The organism is Allobosea sp. 01N443 (assembly GCF_056399325.1).
On record NZ_JBFTRC010000020.1, the window covers coordinates 1 to 13,376 of the forward strand.

11 protein-coding genes and 2 pseudogenes are annotated in these 13,376 nt (G+C 66.4%); 4 read left to right on the plus strand and 9 right to left on the minus strand.

Annotated elements, in window-relative coordinates; translation table 11 throughout:
- Positions 1 to 261, plus strand: a pseudogene (locus tag AC1DRP_RS08125) (aromatic amino acid exporter YddG); the annotation flags it as partial.
- 6 nt (positions 262 to 267) lie between these two features.
- Here AC1DRP_RS08125 and AC1DRP_RS08130 read toward each other — a convergent pair.
- The 4 genes from AC1DRP_RS08130 to argH all read right to left on the minus strand — a co-directional run bounded on the left by AC1DRP_RS08130 (position 268) and on the right by argH (position 6,194).
- On the minus strand, positions 268 to 2,946 hold the full coding sequence (locus tag AC1DRP_RS08130; RefSeq protein ID WP_476768261.1) for a TIGR02302 family protein: 2,679 nt from the start codon (positions 2,944 to 2,946) through the stop codon (positions 268 to 270).
- A gap of 130 nt (positions 2,947 to 3,076) precedes the next feature.
- Positions 3,077 to 4,369 carry a diaminopimelate decarboxylase gene (lysA, locus tag AC1DRP_RS08135; RefSeq protein WP_441504370.1) on the minus strand — a complete coding sequence of 431 codons (1,293 nt, stop codon included), beginning with the start codon at positions 4,367 to 4,369 and terminating at the stop codon, positions 3,077 to 3,079.
- 7 nt (positions 4,370 to 4,376) lie between these two features.
- Positions 4,377 to 4,637 carry an LPS translocon maturation chaperone LptM gene (lptM, locus tag AC1DRP_RS08140; RefSeq protein WP_441504369.1) on the minus strand — a complete coding sequence of 87 codons (261 nt, stop codon included), beginning with the start codon at positions 4,635 to 4,637 and terminating at the stop codon, positions 4,377 to 4,379.
- Positions 4,638 to 4,802: 165 nt separating this feature from the next.
- Positions 4,803 to 6,194, minus strand: coding sequence for an argininosuccinate lyase (gene argH, locus AC1DRP_RS08145; protein WP_441504368.1), 1,392 nt, complete (start codon positions 6,192 to 6,194; stop codon positions 4,803 to 4,805).
- Between the two features lie 29 nt (positions 6,195 to 6,223).
- Between argH and tlpA the strand changes: the two genes are divergently transcribed.
- The 3 genes and pseudogenes from tlpA to AC1DRP_RS08160 all read left to right on the plus strand — a co-directional run bounded on the left by tlpA (position 6,224) and on the right by AC1DRP_RS08160 (position 8,968).
- Entirely contained in the window at positions 6,224 to 6,853 is a 630-nt protein-coding gene (tlpA, locus tag AC1DRP_RS08150; protein WP_441487948.1) for a thiol:disulfide interchange protein TlpA, read from the plus strand.
- Between the two features lie 48 nt (positions 6,854 to 6,901).
- Positions 6,902 to 8,632 (plus strand): annotated as a pseudogene (locus AC1DRP_RS08155) (carbamoyltransferase family protein).
- Between the two features lie 87 nt (positions 8,633 to 8,719).
- Positions 8,720 to 8,968 carry a DUF1272 domain-containing protein gene (locus tag AC1DRP_RS08160; RefSeq protein WP_441487946.1) on the plus strand — a complete coding sequence of 83 codons (249 nt, stop codon included), beginning with the start codon at positions 8,720 to 8,722 and terminating at the stop codon, positions 8,966 to 8,968.
- Positions 8,969 to 9,007: 39 nt separating this feature from the next.
- On the opposite strand, the gene grxD is transcribed toward AC1DRP_RS08160, so the two are convergent.
- The 5 genes from grxD to AC1DRP_RS08185 all read right to left on the minus strand — a co-directional run bounded on the left by grxD (position 9,008) and on the right by AC1DRP_RS08185 (position 13,364).
- Positions 9,008 to 9,343: a Grx4 family monothiol glutaredoxin gene (grxD, locus tag AC1DRP_RS08165; protein WP_043233156.1), complete on the minus strand. Its 336-nt coding sequence runs from the start codon at positions 9,341 to 9,343 to the stop codon at positions 9,008 to 9,010.
- A 46-nt stretch (positions 9,344 to 9,389) separates the two neighbouring features.
- Positions 9,390 to 9,626, minus strand: coding sequence for a BolA family protein (locus tag AC1DRP_RS08170; RefSeq protein WP_113518613.1), 237 nt, complete (start codon positions 9,624 to 9,626; stop codon positions 9,390 to 9,392).
- 12 nt (positions 9,627 to 9,638) lie between these two features.
- On the minus strand, positions 9,639 to 11,846 hold the full coding sequence (gene purL, locus AC1DRP_RS08175; protein ID WP_476768278.1) for a phosphoribosylformylglycinamidine synthase subunit PurL: 2,208 nt from the start codon (positions 11,844 to 11,846) through the stop codon (positions 9,639 to 9,641).
- A gap of 167 nt (positions 11,847 to 12,013) precedes the next feature.
- Entirely contained in the window at positions 12,014 to 12,466 is a 453-nt protein-coding gene (locus AC1DRP_RS08180; protein ID WP_441504367.1) for an acyl-CoA thioesterase, read from the minus strand.
- 16 nt (positions 12,467 to 12,482) lie between these two features.
- Complete coding sequence (locus AC1DRP_RS08185) at positions 12,483 to 13,364, minus strand: methyltransferase domain-containing protein (protein ID WP_441504366.1); 882 nt, start codon at positions 13,362 to 13,364, stop codon at positions 12,483 to 12,485.
- Positions 13,365 to 13,376: the final 12 nt, after the last annotated feature.

The window sequence follows — 13,376 nt, forward strand, 5'->3', positions numbered from 1 at the left end:
ACCCTCTGGGAGCTGACGACAGTTGAATGGGCCGGCGCGCTCGGGCTCGGCCTCGGCTCGATCGGGCTGGCCTTCATCTGCTGGGATATCGGCATGAAGCGCGGCGACGTCGCCTTCCTCGGTGTCGCCTCCTATGCCGCACCGGTGCTCTCCACGCTCATCCTCGTGATCGCGGGCTATGCGGCCGCGAGCTGGCTGCTCGCGGCGTCCTGCGCGCTGATCGTGGCCGGGGCGCTGGTCGCGAGCTCCCGCAAGGCCTGAAAGCGCTCAGTTCCGCCGGAGCAACCGCTCGAGATAGTCGAGCTCTTCGAGGGGCCGCGACGGATCGCCGAGCCGACGCCGGAGCTCTTCGAGGATGCGCCGCGCCCGCTGCGTCGCACTTTCATCGGCCCCGGGCACGCGCACGCGGCCATCGGCCCAGTCGCGCTGACGCTGCGGCCGGCCGAGCGGATCGTCACGGCCTCGCTGCTGTGCAGAAGGCCGGCCGGCTGGTTGGCCATCCGGCTCGCCGAAGGCGCCTTCCGTACCGTCGCCGTCACCGGGCTGCCCCTGCATTTGCTGGGCAAGGTTCTGCCCGCCACGGCGCAAGGCATCGAGCGCCTTGCCTTGCGATTCGAGCGCACCCTCGCCCTGCCCCTGGCCGAGCTGGCCTTCGGCCTCGCGCATTGCGTCCTCGGCCTCGCCCAGCTCGCCGGACTCCGGGGCGCCCATGCCGCGCATCCGCCGCTGCAGATCCTGCAGGCGCTCGCGCAGAGCCTGCTGGCGCTGTGACAGCCCCTGCCCTTGGCCCTGCTGCTGACCCTCGGCTCCCTGCTGCCCGTCCTCGCCCTCGCCGTCTTCGCCCTCCTGGCCGGGCTGCTGCTGTCCACGCTGCCCGCGCTGGCCCTGTTGGCCCTGCTGACGCTGTCCTTGGCCAGGGCGCGCCTGCTGTTGGCCAGGGCGTCGGCCCTGCTGCGCCCGGTTCTGACGCTGCTGTTCCTGCTGATAGGTTTCGTCGCGGAGGTTCTGCTGGTCGCGGGTCATCCGGTCGAGATCGCCGAGTGCCTGGTTCATCTCGCGCTGCCGCGGATCCTGCTGGCCGGGCCGCGCCATCTGGAGATTGTTGAGGAGATTGTTCAGCTCCTCCATCAGCCGCTGAGCCTCGGCCATGTCGCCGCGCCGGGAAAGCTCTTCGATCCGGTTCAGCATGTTCTGCAGGTCTCGCGGCGTCACTGAGCGGAAATTCTCCGGCAGTTGCGCCTGGTTCTGGTCGCCATTCTGCTGCTGGCGCTGCATTTGCTGGGCGAGCTCGCGCATGAACTTGTCGAGCGCCCGCCGCATATCTTCGGTCAGCTTGCGGATCTCTTCCTCGGACGCCCCGCGCTCCAGAGCCTGCTGCAGCCGTTCCTGGGCGGCGCGCAGATCGCGCTCCGCATCGGAGAGATCGCCATCCTCGAGCTGGAGCGCCATGCCCCACATCAGGTCGGCGACATCGCGCAACTGGTCGTCATTGGTGGCGCGCCGCAGCCTTTCGCCGATCATGCGCATGCCGAGATAGACGCCGGCCTCCTTCATGAAGCGCCCAGGCTCGATCAGCAGCGCATCCATGGCGAGCTGGACGTGCTTGCGCGCGTCGACATCCATGACGAGCTTGCGTCGCTGCTCGACCAGCGCCTTGGCGAGCGGCTTGGTGAAGGTGCGCTGCGGCAAGACGACCTCGACCGTCTCGCTGCGGCCCTCCTGCCCGGCTTCGTCGCGGGCAACGAGCACCATCTTGACCTTGGCACCGGCCCAGGGATGAGCCGAGAAATCGACCGTGTTCTTCAGTTCTTCCTCGCCGGACGGGGAGGACGGAACGCTGAGCGCCTGTTTCGGCGGCTCGACCAGCGAGYGCCCGCCCGATGGCGGCCCGGTCCGCGAGACGACGACCTCGGCCGAGGCAATGCCGTAATCGTCCTTGGCGCGGAACGTCAGCCCCAGCCCGCCCTGCACCCCGCTGACCGGTTTGGGCGGCTCGACGAAGCTGATCTGGGGCGGCTGGTCCGCAACCGCGGTCAGGGTCAGTGTCGCCTGAGGCGCGCCGCTGCCGGTGATCCTGAGCGTGCCATTGCCGGCCAGCATGTAGCGCTTTTCCAGCACGGCAACAGAGGCCGGCTCGACCGGCTTGCCATCCTTCGTCTGCGGCGGCGGCAATACGTCGAGCCGGCCCGTGGTCACGACATCCATGCCGCTCTTGCCGGCAATGCGAATCACCACGGTCGATTTTTCCGGCGCGGTGAAGGCGGTGCCGTGCAGCCGGGCGAAATCGATCAGGATCGGCGGCAAGCGGGTATAGGCGGGCGGATCGATCCAGGCATCGATCCTGGCGGCGGCAACCGGCGCCGACGGACCGCGCCAGTCGAAGGCAGCCGAGATACGGGATCCGGCCTCGTGGCCAGCGACGAAAAAGGCGGTGACGGCCGCAAGCAGCGGCACGGCGCGAATGGCAAGCCGGTCGCGCATGGCCATGCGTGGCCGCGGCGGGGCGACCCGCAAACCAGCGATCTGCGCGCCCTGGCGCTCGACGTGAAGCTTCCACAGCGCCTGGGAAACCGGATCGTTCGAACCGACGGCGAGACTGTCCTCCAGCGCCGAGGCCGGGCGATGCGCCCCTTGCAGCGACTGGTCAAGCCGCGCCAGCGCATCGCGCCGTGACGGCAAGGGCGTGCGAACAACGTACCAGATGCTGGCAGCCAGCGCAGACAAGAAGAGCACGACGCCCATGGCGCGGCCCTGCCAGGGCAGGTGCGTCCACAGCCCGAGCCAGGACAGCGCCAGGAACGTGAGGATGACTGTCGCGGGCAACCAGAGCCGGGGCCAGAGGCGCTCCCAGGCAAGCGAGGCGCGGGACACCGCGGCCAGCCTGCCAAGGCGCTGGCGGATGCTCCCGATCGGATCAAGCGCCATGCGGCGCTGCGCCTCTTTCATGCCGTCGCTCCGAGCCGCCCCCGCTCCGCGTGAACCCCACCAAGTAACAGCACGCTATCACGTGAATATGGCAAGGCCAGAGTGCAGCCCTGTCACACACAGGCCGCTCCGCGTTTCGTGAACCGCAGGCTCAGGCCAGCCAGGGCGGTGCACGATCCGTGCCGATCAGGTCTTCATAGCTCTGGCGCGGGCGCGTCACGGCAAATTCGGCACCCTTGACCAGCACTTCGGCGACCAGCGGGCGCTGATTATAGGTCGAAGACATGCTGGCGCCATAGGCCCCCGCTGTCATGAAGGCGATCAGATCGTGCTGTTTCAGCTCCGACAGCAGGCGATCGGTGGTGAATGTGTCGCCCGATTCGCAGATCGGTCCGACCACGTCATAGGCAAGCTTGCGCATATCGGCAGCAGGCTCGGCCACCGGCCAGATCTCGTGATAGGCCTCGTACATCGCCGGCCGCAGCAGGTCGTTCATCGCCGCATCGACGACGAGAAACTGCTTGGTGGGCCGCGAATTGAGATGCAACACCTGCGTCAGCAGGATGCCGGCATTGCCGACGATCAGGCGGCCAGGCTCGAAGCCAAGCTCGACATCGAGCCCCTTGGTGACGCGCCCGACCATGGCCGCGTAATCCTCGATCAGGCTCGGACCGTGATCGAAATCCTTCGGAATCTCGTAGGGAATTCCAAGGCCTCCGCCGAGATCGAGCCGGTCGACCCGGTGCCCCTCCGCCCGCAGGCTGCCAACGAGGCCGACCATCTTGGCATAGGCCGCCTCAAAGGCCTCGGTCTCGCGGATCTGACTGCCGATATGAACTGCCAGCCCCATCATCCGGACACCCGGCATATTGGCGGCGCGTGCGTAGAGCCGGCTCGCCTCCTCGAAGGAAACGCCGAACTTGTTGGCGGCAGAGCCGGTGGTGATCTTGGCGTGGCCGCCGGCACCGACATCGGGATTGACGCGGAAGACAGCCTCCTGGCGCTTGCCGAGCCTTGCCGCCACCTTCGACAACAGGTCGAGCTCGCTCTCCGACTCGATATTGATCTGGAAGATGCCCGCCCCGACTGCGAAAGCGAGTTCGCTCTCACTCTTGCCGACGCCGGAAAAGACGATCTTCTCGGGAGCGAAACCGGCGGCAAGTGCCTTGCGCACTTCGCCTTCCGAGACGGTATCGGCCCCCGCGCCGAGCGCGGCCAGCGTCTTCAGGACACCGAGATTGCCGTTCGCCTTGACGGCATAGAAGACATGCGGCGCCGGCCCCGCGGGATCGATGCCACGCATTGCGCTTTCGAACAGCCTGTAGTGCCGCTCGATCGTCGCCGAGGAATAGACATAGACCGGCGTCCCGACGTCGGCCGCAATCCGGCGCAGATCGACATCCTCGGCGAAGAGCGCGCCGTCGCGATAGGCAAAGTGATGCATCGGGATCTCAGAGCAGAGGATCGAGCACGAAGCTCTTGTTCGGAATGGCGATGGCGCGGCTCGCTTTCGGCGGCTTGGCGATCGGCGAAGTCGTGGTCTCCGGCACGCGGTTCTCGACCGCGCCGATGTCCTCGTCAGGCAGGTCGAGGGCGTTGGTCGCGTTCGGCGGCGCTTCGAGCGGTCCCTTGCGGCCGCAGGCAGTCAAAGCGAGACCTAGCAGGCCGGCGACCACGATGGCGCGGCCGAGTTTCAGGCGGGGGTGCAGCACGAACGGGAATCCTCGGGCAATATGTGACGGGGACTGTAGCGAAAGGCGCGCGCGCTTGCGAGCCTTTGCAGCGACGGAGCGTCATTCCCAGGGCAGAGTGCAGGGCCGCCCCGGGAATCTCCTGCGGTCATGCCCGGGTTGTGCCCGGGCATCTCCCCCGAATTGTCACTGCTGCTCCTTGGCGAGCTGCCTCAGCCAGCGCTTGGCCTGACGACGGACATTGGCCGGCGCCGTGCCGCCATAACTGACACGGCTCTTCACCGACTGCTCGACGCCGAGCACGGCGAAGACAGCCTCGGTAATCTTCGGCTCGACGTCCTGCATCTCGGCGAGCGTCAGCTTCTCCAGCCCGACGCCCCTGGCAGAAGCGACGCCGACCAGCTTGCCAGTGACGTGATGCGCATCGCGGAACGGCATCTTCAGAACCCGAACCAGCCAGTCCGCAAGGTCGGTCGCGGTGGCGTAGCCGAGGCCCGCGGCGTTCTTCATCACCTTCAGGTTGGGCTCCATGTCGCGGACCATGCCCGACGTGGCGGCAAGGCACAGCGAGAGCGACTGCAGCGCATCGAAAGTGCCTTCCTTGTCCTCCTGCATATCCTTGGAATAGGTGAGCGGCAGCCCCTTCATCATCGTCAGCAGCGCCTGAAGATGCCCGAAGACGCGTCCCGCCTTGCCGCGCACCAGCTCGGCGGCGTCGGGATTGCGCTTCTGCGGCATGATCGAGGAGCCGGTCGAGAACTTGTCCGAGAGCTTGACGAAGCCGAACTGGGGCGTCGCCCACAGCACGATCTCCTCAGCGAAACGCGAGAGATGCATGGCGCAGATCGAGGCCGCCGCGAGTGTCTCCAGTACGAAATCGCGATCCGAAACCGAATCCAGTGAATTGGCGGTCGGCCTGGCAAAGCCGAGCGCCTTGGCCGTGTGGAAACGATCGATCGGGAAGGAGGTGCCGGCAAGCGCCGCAGCGCCGAGCGGGCATTCGTTGAGGCGCTCGCGCGCATCATGGACACGACCGCGGTCGCGCGCCAGCATCTCGACATAGGCGAGCATGTGATGCCCGAACGTCACCGGCTGCGCCGACTGCAGATGCGTGAAGCCCGGCATCACCGCACCGGCATGGGCCTCGGCCTTCTCGGCAAGAGCCAGTTGCAGGTCGGCGATCTGCCGATCGAGCGTTTCGAGCGTATCGCGCACCCACAGGCGCATATCGGTCGCGACCTGATCGTTGCGCGAGCGGGCCGTGTGCAGACGGCCCGCCGCAGCGCCGATCCGCTCCTTGAGATTGCTCTCGACATTCATGTGGATGTCTTCGAGCGCGCGCGAGAACGTGAACGTGCCGGCCTCGATCTCGGCCTCGATCGCCTTGAGCCCTGCGCTGATCACGTTCACATCTTCACGGGTCAGGATGCCGGTCTCGCCCAGCATCGCCGCATGCGCCAGCGACCCGCGGATATCCTGGCGCCACAGGCGCTGGTCGAAGTCGATGGAGGCATTGATCTCCTCCATGATGGCATCCGGCCCCGTGGCGAAACGCCCTCCCCACATGCGATTGCTCACGACGCTCTTTCCTGCTTTTTGGACGCGCAATGACGTCTCGTTCAAAAACATTTGCCGCCTTCGGCGCTCTCGCCTTGATTGCACTCGGCGGCGTCGCGGCCTTCTACTCTGTCCAGGGCCGGGCCGGCAATTCGGGATCATGCTCGGCGGCGGCAGCGACCGCTGAAAAACTGCGACCGTTGGCACGCGGCGAACTTGCGGCCGTGGAGGTTGCAAAAGCACCGCAGCCCTTGCCAAACCTCGCCTTCAACGGCCCCGACGGCCAGCCGACAACATTGTCAGCCTTCAAGGGACGGACCGTCCTGGTCAATCTCTGGGCGACATGGTGCCTGCCCTGCCTGCATGAGATGCCGTCGCTGGACGCGCTGCAGGGCAAGCTCGGCGGCCAGGATTTCGCGGTGGTGGCGATCAATATCGACACCCGGAACCTCGAGAAGCCGAAGACCTGGCTTGCCGAGCGCAAGATCGACCAGCTCGGCTATTACGCCGATCCGGAGGCCAAGGTCTTCCAGGATCTGCGCTCGGCCAAAAAGATCGAAGGCATGCCGGTCAGCTTCCTGGTCGACCCGTCGGGCTGTGAACTCGCGATGCTCCAGGGCCCTGCCGACTGGGCCAGCCAGGACGCGCTCTCCTTCATTCGCACGGCGCTCGGACGCTGAGCCGCCGCGGTTTGCCTGATCGCGCGCTCTGCTCCATATCGTTGCGGCATGAGCTACACGATCGGCCTCGCGACCACCTTCCACGATCCTGCGATCGCGATCGTTGGCCCCGATGGCGAGGTGCTCTTCGCCGAGGCGACCGAGCGCTACCTGCAATATAAGCGCGCACCGAACTGCGAACCCGATTCCGCACCGCGGATGGAAAGCCTGCTCAAGCGCTACATCCCGGCAGGCGCTCCGGTACAGATCGCGACGAGCTGGAGCGGGGAGTTCACCGGGTTCCTCGAGCAGATGAGCCGGACCGGCGCCTTCACGATCGATGAACTGCTCAAGCTCTCCCCCGAGCTCAACCGCTCGCTGGTGCCGGAGCGCTCCGAGCGGGCCTTGATCGCCTCGCTGCATCTCGGCCAGCAGCGCGCCGGCCTAGGCACTCTGCTCGGGCTCGACCGCGCCTTCGGCAAGGCAAATGTCACCGGGATCAAGCGCTATGGCCACCATCTCGGTCACGCGGCCTATGCCTGTTGGTCGTCGCCCTTCCGCGATGCCGCCTGCCTCGTCGTCGACGGCATGGGCGAGACAGGGGCCTCGGCCATCCTTACGTTGCGCGATGGCGAGATCAGCGAGGTGAAGCGTCACCGCGGGCGCGAGTCGATCGGCTTCTATTTCGGCCTCGTCACCGACCTGACCGGCTTCGACCAGGCGAAGGGCGAGGAATGGAAGATCATGGGGCTCGCGCCCTATGGCAAGCAGGATGCCGGCTTGCTGGCGCTGCTGCGACGCCTCTATCGGATCGAGGAGAACAAGCTTTCCTTCGCGGATACCGCAACCATACGCGCGGTCTCCGCCGAGATCCTGGCGCGGCGGCCCACTGATGCGCTCGACCAGGGCTGGGCCGACCTTGCCCGCTGCGGCCAGGATGTCTTCGCCGAGATGATGGCGGCTCTGCTGGCTGAAGCTGCCGCATTGGTGCCCTCCGAGAATCTGGTGCTGTCAGGCGGCTGCGCGCTCAACTCCTCGTTCAACGGCAAGATCGTCGGCCGCCACGGCTTCAGCCAGGTCTTCGTACCCTCCGCTCCCGCCGATGACGGCAATGCCATTGGGGCGGCCTGGCTCGCCCATGCCGAGGCGCATCCGGACTGGCGCGCGCCGAAGGGCCCGATGACGCCCTATCTCGGCTCGCGCGTCTCGACCGAGCCGCTGGAGCGCATGGCGGCCTGGGAGCCTCGCCTGAAGCGTCTCGCACCCAAGGAGGTTGCCCCGGTGACGGCCCGGCTGCTTGCCGAGGGCAAGCTTGTCGGCTGGGTCCAGGGCAAGGCCGAGTTCGGCCCACGTGCGCTCGGGAACCGCTCGATCCTTGCCGATCCTCGCCCGGCCAACGCCAAGGATCTGCTCAACGCCAAGGTCAAGTATCGCGAGGCCTTCCGCCCCTTCGCCCCGTCGATTCTCGCCGAACACGGCACGGACTGGTTCGAGAACTACCAGGACTAGCCCTATATGGAGCGTACGCTGGTCTGGAAGCCGCCGGTGCGCGGACGCGTCCCCGCCGTGGTTCATGAAGATGCGACTGGCCGGCTGCAGAGCGTCACAGCCGACCGCAACGAGCGCTATCACGCGCTGATCTCAGCCTTCCATGCCATCACCGGCGTTCCGGTGATCCTCAACACCTCTTTCAACATCATGGGTAAGCCCATTCTGCACACGGCAGAGGATGCGATCCTGATGTTCTATACCAGCGGCCTTGATGCGCTGGTCGTCGAGGACTGGCTTTTGGTGAAGTAATCGCCTGGGCTGATCGATCTCATCAGCAAGTGCTGGCGGCGCAGCATCGCCGGTCGCATGATCTCTCCGCCGTGTCTGGAGAATGCCATGCTGCAACTTCGCCCGAACTGTGAATGCTGCGACCGTGACCTGCTGCCCGAGGCGCGCGACGCGATGATCTGCACCTTCGAATGCACCTTCTGCGCCGACTGCACCGAGACGCGCTTCAACGGCGCCTGCCCGAATTGCGGCGGCGAACTGGTGCGCAGGCCGATCAGGCCCGCCGACAAGCTGGAAAAATACCCGCCCTCACAGGAACGGATCCGCAAGCCCCACCCGGAATGCGCCGCGGCCTGAAGGCTACGACGCAGCTCCGCGGACGGGTCCGGACGAGCCTCAGCTCGCCTGCTTGACGGTGATGCCCTTTTCTTCGAAGAGCGCCTGCAGCTCGCCGGCCTGGAACATCTCGCGGGTGATATCGCAACCGCCGATGAACTCGCCCTTGACGTAGAGCTGCGGGATGGTCGGCCAGTTGGAATAGGCCTTGATGCCCTCGCGGATCTCCTGGTCTTCCAGCACGTTCACGCCCTTGTAGGGCACGCCGAGATAACCGAGGATCTGGGCGACCTGCCCGGAGAAACCGCACATCGGGAACTGGGGCGTGCCCTTCATGAAGAGCACCACGTCGCTGGACTTCACTTCGGCGTCGATACGGGCGTTGACGTCGCTCATCGGTCTTCTCTCCTGAGGCGGGGTCAAGGCCCGCTGGTCATCTCTACTAATTCTGGGGAACCGTCGTCGTCAGCGCAAGGGCGTGCAGCACGCCGCCCATGCGGCCTTGCAGCGCGGCATAGACCATCTGGTGCTGCTGAACCCGGCTCTTGCCCTTGAAGGCGGCCGAGGTCACGGTCGCCGCGTAGTGGTCGCCATCGCCGGCGAGATCCTTGATCTCGATCACCGCGTCCGGCAGCGCCGCCTTGATCATCGCCTCGATATCGTGCGCGTCCATCGCCATGATCGTGTCTCCTTACGCGCCCTTGGCCGACATATAGGTCGGGAACCAGTCCTCATGCGCCTTGTCGAGCGCGGTCAGCGCCACCGGCGCMTCGCCCGGCAGCGCAAGAGCGTTTCCGCCAGTCCGGCCGATGAGAGCGGCAGGCACGCCGGCCGCCCTGGACTCGGTCAGCAGCCCCTCGACGGCACTCGACGGCACGGTGACGAGATACCGCGCCTGATCTTCACCGAACAGGACGGCATGGGCCGGCCCCGCGGGAAGCTGCGTCACGGTCGCGCCGACGCCGCCGGCAAGCGCCATCTCGGTCAGGGCAACCGCGAGGCCGCCATCCGACAGATCATGGCAGGCGCTGACGCGGCCGCCCGTGATCAGCGCGCGCACGAATTCGCCATTGCGGCGCTCGATCGCGAGATCGACCGGCGGCGGCGCGCCTTCTTCCCGGCCGCAGATGGTCGCGAGATAGGCCGACTGGCCGAGCCAGCCGGAGGTCTCGCCGATCAGGATGATGCTCTCGCCTTCGGCCTTGAAGCCGACAGTCGCGTGCTTCGTCACGTCGGCCAGAACACCGACGCCGCCGATCGTCGGGGTCGGCAGGATCGAGATGCCATTGGTCTCGTTGTAGAGAGAGACGTTGCCGGAGACGACCGGGAAGTCGAGCACCTTGCAGGCCTCGCCGATACCCTTGATGCAGCCGACAAGCTGGCCCATCACCTCAGGGCGCTCGGGATTGCCGAAATTCAGGTTGTCGGTGATGGCGAGCGGCGTCGCACCGACGGCGGTAAGGTTGCGCCACGCTTCGGCGACCGCCTGCTTGCCGCCCTCGAACGGGTCAGCTTCGCAATAGCGGGGCGTCACGTCGGCGGTCATGGCAAGGCCCTTCGGCCCCTCCTCGATGCGAACGATGCCGGCATCGCCGCCGGGCGTGACCACCGAGTTTCCGAGGATCAGCGTGTCGTACTGCTCATAGACCCAGCGCTTCGAGCAGAGATCCGGCGAGCCGACGAGCTTCAGCAAGGCATCCGCGTTCGACATGGGTGGCTTCACCGCAGCCGCCTCGATGATCGCCAGCTTCGGTGTCTCGATCCAGGGCCGGTCATATTCGGGAGCCTCGTCGCCGAGTTCCTTGATCGGCAGGTCGGCCATGGTCTCACCCTGGTGCTTCACGACGAAGCGCAAGGTGTCGGTGGTCTTGCCGACAACGGCGAAATCCAGACCCCATTTCCTGAAGATCGCCTCGGCCGGCTCCTCATGACCCGGCTTGATCACCATGAGCATGCGCTCCTGGCTCTCCGAGAGCATCATCTCATAGGCGCTCATCTGGTCTTCGCGGCAGGGCACCGCGTCGAGATCGAGTTCGACGCCGAGGTCGCCCTTGGCGCCCATCTCGACGGCCGAGCAGGTCAGTCCGGCTGCGCCCATGTCCTGGATGGCGTCGACATGGCCTGCCGCCATGATCTCGAGGCAGGCTTCCAGCAGCAGCTTCTCGGCGAAGGGATCGCCGACCTGCACGGTCGGGCGGCGTTCCTCGCCGCCATCGCCGAAGGCGGCCGACGCCATGGTCGCGCCGTGGATGCCGTCGCGACCGGTCTTGGATCCGAGATAGACGATCGCCTTACCAACACCCGACGCCTTGGCGTAGAAAATCTCGTCGGTCTTGGCGAGGCCGACCGCCATCGCGTTGACCAGGATGTTGCCGTCATAGCGCGTGTGGAAGCCGACCGCGCCGCCGACCGTCGGGACGCCGAAGGAATTGCCGTAGCCGCCGATGCCGGCAACGACGCCCGAGACAAGATGCCGGGTCTTGGGATGCGAAGGATCGCCGAAGCGCAGCGCATTCAAGGCCGCGATCGGGCGTGCGCCCATGGTGAAGACGTCGCGCAGGATGCCCCCGACACCGGTCGTCGCGCCCTGATAGGGCTCGATGAACGAAGGGTGGTTGTGGCTCTCCATCTTGAAGACCACCGCAAGTCCGTCGCCGATATCGATGACACCGGCATTCTCGCCCGGGCCCTGGATCACCCAGGGCGCCTTGGTCGGCAGCGTCTTCAGATGGATCTTCGAGGATTTATAGGAGCAATGCTCGTTCCACATCGCCGAGACGATGCCGAGCTCCGTGATCGTCGGTTCGCGACCGATCAGGTGGAGGAAACGCTGATATTCGTCCGGCTTGAGGCCGTGCTCGGCCACGAGTTGCGGAGTGATCTTGATCTCGTTGGGAATCACGGCTCGCCTGGTCCCTGATCGCGGACGCCCGGCCCGCCTCTGATGCGCGGGGCATAACCTGCTTGTCCGCCGGAGACAACGCATTCCCGCCGATCAATGCCATGCAGGCGTGCATTCGCGCCTATTCCGCCCGCGAAAGCACCAACCGGTGTCCCGAACTGAGATCAGCCCGGCGCGTCCGATACGGCGAGCGCCTGGAGCGCATCGCGCAATCCGTCCGGGATCGGGGCCGGCTTCTGGCTGGCGCGCCCGACATAGACATGGGTGAAGCGGCCCTGCGCCGCCGCCTGCTCGCCACCGCGCCGGAAGATGCCGATCCGATAGGTCACCGAACTGCGGCCCAGTTTCTCGACCGCAATTCCAGCCTCGATCGTCTCGGGGAAGGCGACGCTTTCGAAATAGGTGCAGGCCGTCTCGACCACGAGGCCGACAATCTCGCTTCCGGCAAGATCGAGATGCCCCTGCTCGATCAGCCAGGCATTCACCGCCGTGTCGAACCAGGAGTAATAGACCACGTTGTTGACGTGACCATAGGCGTCATTATCTGCCCAACGCGTCGGAATCGCGCGAAACAGCCTGAAATGGGAGCGACCAAGCCGTACCGCGCGTTCGCTCATCGGCTGCTGCTCCCTGTCATTGCCCCGGCTTCTCGCCTGTCCCGATCTCGGGCACGCCGAGCGCATCCGCCAGCCTCGCCTTGGCCGAGCCCGGCCTGAGCGGCTTCTGCTGACTCTCATGCGGCGCCCAGCCGGAAAGCCAGACGATCTCGAACGTGGCGCGCAACCGGCTGTCGGGATCGGCAAAACGCTCGGCATAGAGCGCAGCTGCACGCATCAGCGTGTCGCGACGGAGCGGCGCCTTGCGCCGGTCGGTCAGCGCATTAGCCCAGCCCATCGCGCGTAGATCACGCAGCAGGCCGAACAGGTCGCGATAGCGCACCGTGACGAGTTCGCTGTCGACCACCGGAAGTGCGAATCCCGCGCGCTGCAGCAGGCTGCCCATGTCACGCAGATCGGCGAAGGGCGCGACACGCGGGCTCACGCCGCCGGTCGTCTCGGCTTCTGCGGCAAGCAGGACTTCGCGCAATTCCTGAAGCGTGCGACCGCCCAGCAGGCAGCCGATGAAGAGGCCATCGGGCCTGAGCGCCCGCCTGATCTGAATCAGCGCGCCCGGCAGGTCGTTGACGCCGTGCAGGGCGAGCAGCGAGGCGGCAAGGTCGATCGAAGCCGCTGCGAGCGGTAGGCGCTCGAGATCGCCGACGACATCGCCTCTCGCCCCCTCGGTCTCCGCCATTCGCCAGAGCGCCTCGGCCTTGGCACGCAGCACGGGTGCTGCAACCGGCAGCGGCGTGCCGAGATCGGCCGCCAATGCGAAGCGGCGCAGCACCGCAGCGAGCCTCTCGTCGAGATCCTCGCTGGCGCGGGCCAGCAGGAAATCGGGATAGCCTCCCGCCACCGCCCGTGCCTGGCGGCGGCGGACGAGATCACGATCGAAAACCAGGGGACCCTCAGCCATGCCCGCGCTCCA